Annotated in this window: 3 protein-coding genes and 2 pseudogenes; all 5 read left to right on the top strand. The window is 69.7% G+C overall.

What is annotated here, in order from left to right; genetic code table 11:
* A pseudogene (locus IH25_RS0136630) lies at positions 1-136 on the top strand (ATP-binding protein); the annotation flags it as partial.
* 379 nt (positions 137-515) lie between these two features.
* Positions 516-3,899 (top strand): sensor histidine kinase, encoded by a 3,384-nt coding sequence (locus IH25_RS0136625; RefSeq protein WP_030621249.1) that lies wholly within the window; start codon positions 516-518, stop codon positions 3,897-3,899.
* Between the two features lie 10 nt (positions 3,900-3,909).
* The gene (locus tag IH25_RS0136620) at positions 3,910-4,323 is read left to right on the top strand and encodes a roadblock/LC7 domain-containing protein (protein ID WP_004983065.1); all 414 of its coding nucleotides are present in this window, start codon (positions 3,910-3,912) and stop codon (positions 4,321-4,323) included.
* Between the two features lie 96 nt (positions 4,324-4,419).
* Entirely contained in the window at positions 4,420-4,998 is a 579-nt protein-coding gene (locus tag IH25_RS0136615; protein ID WP_030621246.1) for a DUF742 domain-containing protein, read from the top strand.
* Positions 4,979-5,114, top strand: a pseudogene (locus IH25_RS40370) (ATP-binding protein); the annotation flags it as partial. The gene IH25_RS0136615 and the pseudogene IH25_RS40370, both read left to right, overlap by 20 nt.

Here is a 5,114-nt window from a genome sequence, read left to right as displayed (position 1 = left end):
CCCCGACGAAGTCCGCGAAGCACTCCAGATCGGCCCCGACACCCCCATCATCACCACCGACGCCCGCCACCGCGCCGACGCCAAGAGCGCCCTCATCACCCTGGTCGAACACGCCCTGATGGCCCGCTTGAAGTAACACCCAAGTACGACGGGCAATACGGCAGTTGTCGTAAAGGTTTCGGAGCCGGCTGTGGCCTTTGACACGGTCGGCTCCGGTGTTCATAACAGTTCGGCAGAGGAATCGCCGGGCATCGCCACGCGACGCGTTCGAGTGGTGCCGCTGCGCGCACGAACCCCCCGCCTTTTGGCAAGGCTCGCTCTTTATGACCGTTTTATCTGGCGTTTACAACCGCTTCATCACAGGGTCCCGCTGTTTGGAATCGCGCTGGTCCACGTGCTGGAATGCCTGAACTGCCCAATGGTCCAAGACGTACCCCGTAGTGGTCTGTGGTGAACCGGGCTCTGAGAGACTGCGGCACGACGTAGGTGCCGACCGCCGAGAGGTTGTTGGTCGAGTGAGGCGAAGCAAGAACGGTCCCGAGCCGTCGGCGCGGGGCAACTTCACCCCGCCGCCGCGCGCTGCGGCGCCCACCCCCGTTCCCGGCGCGGAGCCGGCGGCGGCTCCGGCGTCCGGCGGCCGTCTCTCCCCGCGCAACTGGCGGGTGCCCACCCGGCTGAACGCGATCCTGCTCATACCCGTGATGGTCGGTCTCGTCATGGGCGGCTTCCAGGTGAAGAGCTCGATCGACACCTGGCAGGAGGCCCGCGACGCCGAGAACACCGCCCGTCTGGTGCGCGCCGCCCTCTCCTACGCCGACGCGCTGGAGAACGAGCGCGACGTCAGCGCCGAGCCGCTGCTGCTGAACAAGAAGGACGCGCAGGGCAAGGCGGCCGTCGACAACGCCCGCAAGGCCACCGACCAGGCCGCCGACGCGTTCGAGGACGCCGCGAGGAACGCCCCGGACAAGTCGGGCATCAAGCGCCGGCTGACGCTGTTCCACGAGGCCGAGCCCCAGCTGGCACGGCTGCGGCAGGCCGCCTTCACCTCCAAGATGACCGGCGTGAAGACCGAGGAAGGCTACGTCGAGGTCATCCACCCGCTGATGGAGTTCGCCAACGAACTCGGTCTGGGCACCGGAAACATCACCTCCTACGGCCGTACCGTCTACGCCATGTCGCTGACCAAGGCGGCACTGTCGCTGGAGCGGTCGATCGGCACGCATCTGCTGGTCAAGCCCGGTCCGGACGCCCCGAACCTGGCGTCCCAGCAGATCTCCCTGTCCTCGTACGCCTACCTGGAGCGCATCGCGCTGGAGGAGTACAAGGGCGGTGGCACCGAGGCCGACGCGCAGAAGCTGGAAGACGCCAAGGCGAAGGTCGAGGCGGACGCCGCCGCGCTGGCCCGCAAGGCCAAGGCGGAGGACCCGAAGTACGTCGCCCCGCCGTCGGACCCGACCGACATGGTCACGGCGCTGGCCACCATGAAGGACACCGACTCCCTCACCCGTCAGGGGCTGGCCGCCAAGGGCATCACCACCGACAACTGGTGGGCGGTCAACACGCTGAAGTACAAGGCCTACCGCCAGATCGAGGCGGACATGGCCGACAGGGCGGTGAACGAGGCGTCCGGCATCGCCGACGACGCCAAGACCTCCGCCCTGATCACCGGTGCCGTCGTCGTCATCGGTCTGCTGGCCGCGTTCATCCTGGCCGGCATGGTGGCCCGCCAGATGAGCCGCGCGATGCGCCGGCTGCGCAACGCCGCCTTCACCATCGCCGAGCAGCGGCTGCCGATGCTGGTCGACCAGCTCTCCCGCACCGACCCCGGCCGGGTCGACACCCGGGTGGAGCCGATCCCGATCACCAGCAAGGACGAGATCGGCGAGGTCGCCCGCGCCTTCGACCAGGTGCACCGCGAGGCGGTCCGGCTCGCCTCCGAGCAGGCGCTGCTGCGGGGCAACATCAACGCGATCTTCACCAACCTCTCGCGCCGCAACCAGTCGCTGATCGAGGGCCAGCTGACCCTGATCACCGACCTGGAGAACAACGAGGCCGACCCCGACCAGCTGGAGAACCTCTTCAAGCTGGACCACCTGGCCACCCGTATGCGCCGCAACGGCGAGAACCTGCTGGTCCTCGCCGGCGAGGAGCCCGGCCGCCGCTGGGACCAGCCGGTGCCGCTGGTCGACGTGCTGCGCGCCGCCTCCTCCGAGGTGGAGCAGTACGAGCGCATCGAGCTGTCCGGTGTGCCGGAGGCCGAGATCCACGGCCGCGCGGTCACCGACTTGGTGCACCTGCTGGCCGAGCTGCTGGAGAACGCCACCACGTTCTCCTCCCCGCAGACCAAGGTCCGTGTCACCGCGACCCGGCTGCCCGACGGCCGTGTGATGATCGAGATCCACGACAAGGGCATCGGTCTGACCGCCGAGGACTTCGCGGACATCAACCACAAGCTGGCCAACCCGCCGACCGTGGACGCCGCGATCTCCCAGCGCATGGGCCTGTTCGTGGTCGGCCGGCTGTCCGACCGGCACGGCATCCGGGTCCAGCTGCGCCCCTCGGGCGAGCAGGCCGGTACGACGTCCCTGGTCATGCTGCCGGACGCGATCACGCACGGCGGTGGCGGCGAAGCCCCGCTGGAGCGCGACGAGTTCACCGTCTCGCAGATCATCCCGGAGCAGCAGTTCGGGAACGCGGACCCCGGCGGGCAGCAGCAGCCCGTGCGCACCGCCGCCGAGCTGGGCTTCGACGACAGCCGGTACACCGAGAACCCCGACGGCTCCCGCGACCTGGACCCCGTCGGCCGCACCCGGATGCGCGAGGAGCGCCGCGCCGCGCTGGAGGGCCGGCAGCACGCCGAGCCGCAGCACGAGACCGCCACCGGATACCAGGACCCGTTCACCGGCGGGCAGCAGACCTACCGGGAACAGCCGCAGCAGGCGTACCAGGAGCAGCAGCAGGCGTACGACGCGCAGCAGCCCCAGCAGGCGTTCGAGGCGCCGGCGTACGAGGAGCAGCACACCGGCCAGCACGCCGCGTCGTACGAGGAACCGCACACGGGCTCGTACCAGGAACAGCACACCGGTTCCTACCCGGAGCAGCACACGGGCTCGTACCCGGAGCAGCACACCGGCTCGTACCAGGAGCAGCACACCGGGTCGTACGAGCAGCCGTACGAGCAGTCGTACGACGAGCAGTACTACGCGTCGACCGGTGAGGTGCCGCGGCCCGAGGGCTTCTCCGCCGACGGCGGTTACCCTGAGTCCCAGGCGCCGTACGCGGAGCCCGCCCAGCAGCCGTCCTACCAGGACGACTGGCCCCAGCAGGACGGCTACCAGAACGGCTATCCGGCCCAGTACGCTCCGGAAACGGAAACCCCGCAGGCCGCTGACGCGGATGAGCGCGACGGCGTAGGCTTCGACCGTCCGGGTACGGCCTCTCCCGCCGCGCACGCGCTGACCGATGCCGGGCTGCCCCGCCGTGGCTCCGCCGCGAGCGGTTCCCAGGGCGCCGGCTCCGCGAACGCGCACGCGAACGGCACGGCGCGCGTACGGCAGGAAGCGGCGTCCCCGGCACCGGGGAACACCCAGGGCTCGGGCGGCGACAGCGGCTGGCGGTCGGCGAACGACGAGCGGTGGCAGCAGGCCGCGCAGCTCAAGAAGCCCAAGGCAGGCGGGGTCACCGCCTCCGGTCTGCCGCGGCGGGTGCCCAAGGCCAATCTGGTCGAGGGTTCCGCCGAATCCACCCCCCAGGGAGGCCCACAGGTCTCCCGCGCCCCGGAGGACGTCCGGGGCAGGCTGAGCAACCTGCGTCGGGGCGTCCAGCGCGGGCGCAGCGCAGGCAGTGATACGAACGGCCAGGGCTTCGGTCCTGACAGCACCTACAACCAGGAGCGTTAGTGTGAGCCCGATGAGCCAGGCGGCACAGAACCTGAACTGGTTGATCACCAACTTCGTGGACAACACCCCGGGGGTGTCCCACACGGTGGTGGTCTCCGCCGACGGACTCCTTCTGGCGATGTCCGAAGGCTTTCCCCGCGACCGCGCCGACCAGCTCGCGGCCGTCGCCTCCGGTCTGACCTCGCTGACCGCCGGTGCCTCGCGCATCTTCGAGGGCGGCAGCGTGAACCAGACGGTTGTGGAGATGGAGCGAGGATTCCTCTTCATCATGTCCATCTCCGACGGCTCGTCCCTCGCGGTGCTGGCCCACCCGGAGGCGGACATCGGTCTCATCGGGTACGAGATGGCGCTTCTGGTGGACCGCGCGGGCACGGTTCTCACCCCGGATCTCCGCGCGGAGCTCCAGGGCAGCCTTCTCAACTAGTAATCGGACGATGCGTATACGTGTCCCGGGGCCGTAAGGTTTCGGGACGCGGCTTCCACAGGGATGGGTGCCCCGCGTAGTTCGGAGGAGGAGAAAGTGGCAACACCCCCAGGCGGTTCGTCTTCGGGCAATTGGTCGTACGGACCTGCCCAGGGCCAGAACGACGGCTCGGCGAACCCGTACGACTTCCCCTCCACCAACAGCCACCGCCGGCCCTACGCCCCGCAGGGTCCCGGTCCCTACAACCAGCCGCCGTACGACCAGCCGCAGGCGCCGCGCATCCAGCCGGTCCAGCCGCAGCGCCGTCCCGAGCCGGCCCCGGCCGCGGCGTCGAACAACCCCCTGGTGCGTCCGTACGCCATGACCGGCGGCCGGACCCGCCCGCGCTACCAGCTCGCCATCGAGGCACTGGTGCACACCACCGCCGCTCCGCACCAGATGCAGGGCCAGTTGCCCGAGCATCAGCGGATCTGCAACCTGTGCCGGGAGATCAAGTCGGTGGCCGAGGTCTCGGCCCTGCTGACGATCCCCCTCGGCGTGGCCAGGATCCTCGTCGCCGACTTGGCGGAGGCGGGCCTGGTCGCCATCCATCAGCCCGGCGGCGACGAGAACGCCGGTGGCCAGCCAGACGTGACACTGCTCGAAAGGGTGCTCAGTGGACTTCGCAAGCTCTAGCGGCGGTCCTTCCCGCTCCACCACCTCCGCGAAGATCGTGGTGGCGGGCGGCTTCGGCGTGGGCAAGACCACGTTCGTCGGCGCCGTCTCGGAGATCAACCCGCTGCGCACAGAGG

The organism is Streptomyces achromogenes subsp. achromogenes (assembly GCF_000720835.1).
GTDB classification, from domain to species: domain Bacteria; phylum Actinomycetota; class Actinomycetes; order Streptomycetales; family Streptomycetaceae; genus Streptomyces; species Streptomyces achromogenes.
The sequence above is the reverse complement of the archived record's forward strand: the minus strand, read 5'-3'. Positions and strand labels throughout refer to the sequence as shown.

Coding starts and splice junctions, on each gene's coding strand:
- IH25_RS0136620 (WP_004983065.1), top strand. CDS start 3,910: ATGAGCCAGGCGGCACAGAACCTGAACTGGTTGATCACCAACTTCGTG.